Source organism: Novosphingobium sp. SG751A, from assembly GCF_013149295.1.
In the GTDB taxonomy this organism is placed as follows: domain Bacteria; phylum Pseudomonadota; class Alphaproteobacteria; order Sphingomonadales; family Sphingomonadaceae; genus Novosphingobium.
Genome location: NZ_JABGCB010000069.1, coordinates 1 through 1,304, shown reverse-complemented (window position 1 = coordinate 1,304; position 1,304 = coordinate 1). Strand labels below are relative to the sequence as shown.

The following is a 1,304-nucleotide window of genomic DNA, read 5'->3' as shown; positions in this document are numbered from 1 at the left end:
ATGAAGATAGCAATGGTTGGCTCGGGCTATGTTGGTCTTGTGTCAGGCGCGTGCTTTGCCGATTTTGGTCACGATGTGGTTTGCATCGACAAGGATCCGAGCAAGATCGAACGGCTGAACAACAACATCATGCCGATTTACGAGCCCGGTCTTGCCGAACTGGTGTCGGGCAATGTGAAGGCGGGTCGGCTGTCGTTCACGACCAACCTGGCCGAGGGGATCGAGGGCGCGCAGGCGATCTTCATCGCGGTGGGCACGCCCAGCCGGCGCGGCGATGGCCATGCGGACCTGTCCTATGTCTATGCCGTGGCGCAGGAAGTGGGCGAGAATCTGAAGACACCTGCCGTGATCGTGACCAAATCGACCGTGCCGGTGGGCACGGGCGACGAGGTGGAGCGCATTATCGCCGAGACGGGCACCAAGGTGCAGTTCGGCGTGGCCTCGAACCCGGAATTCCTGCGCGAGGGCGCGGCCATCGGCGATTTCAAGCGCCCGGACCGCATCGTCGTGGGGGTCGAGGACGAATGGGCCAAGGGCGTGATGAACGAGGTCTATCGCCCGCTGTTCATCAACAAGGCGCCGATCCTGTTCACCAGCCGCCGGTCTTCCGAAATGATCAAATATGCCGCCAATGCTTTTCTGGCGGTCAAGATCACCTTCATCAACGAGATCGCGGACCTGTGCGAAAAGGTGGGCGGCAATGTGCAGGATGTCGCGCGCGGCATCGGCATGGACAACCGCATCGGTTCCAAGTTCCTCCACGCCGGGCCGGGCTATGGCGGCTCGTGCTTTCCCAAGGACACGCTGGCGCTGCTGAAAACCGCCGAGGACTATGACAGCCCGACCCGCATCGTCGAGGCGGTGGTCAAGGTCAATGACAGCCGCAAGCGCGCGATGGGCCGCAAGGTGGTCGATGCGCTGGGCGGGCCGACCGAGGCGCGCGGCAAGACTGCGGCGCTGCTGGGTCTGACGTTCAAGCCCAACACCGACGACATGCGCGATGCGCCCTCGATTGCCATTGCCCAGACGCTGATGGACGCGGGCGTGCATGTGGTGGCCTATGATCCCGAAGGGATGGAGGCCGCCGCGCCCCTGATGCCCGAGGTCAAGATGGTGGGCGGCGCCTTTGAGGCGGTGACCGGGGCCGATGTGGCCGTGGTCGTGACCGAATGGGACGCCTTCCGCGCCATCGATCTGGAACGGTTGAAGGCCGCGCTCAACACACCCGTCCTCATCGACCTGCGCAATGTATTCGACCCCGCAGACGCCCGCGCAAAGGGCTTCGAATATTCCTCCATCGGGCG

The 1,304-nt window shown here is 63.4% G+C and carries 1 protein-coding gene; it reads left to right on the top strand.

The annotated features are described in order from the left end of the window. Window positions 1–1,304 (top strand): UDP-glucose/GDP-mannose dehydrogenase family protein (locus FHW96_RS25895; RefSeq protein ID WP_172343445.1); only part of this gene is annotated, 1,304 nt, incomplete at both ends.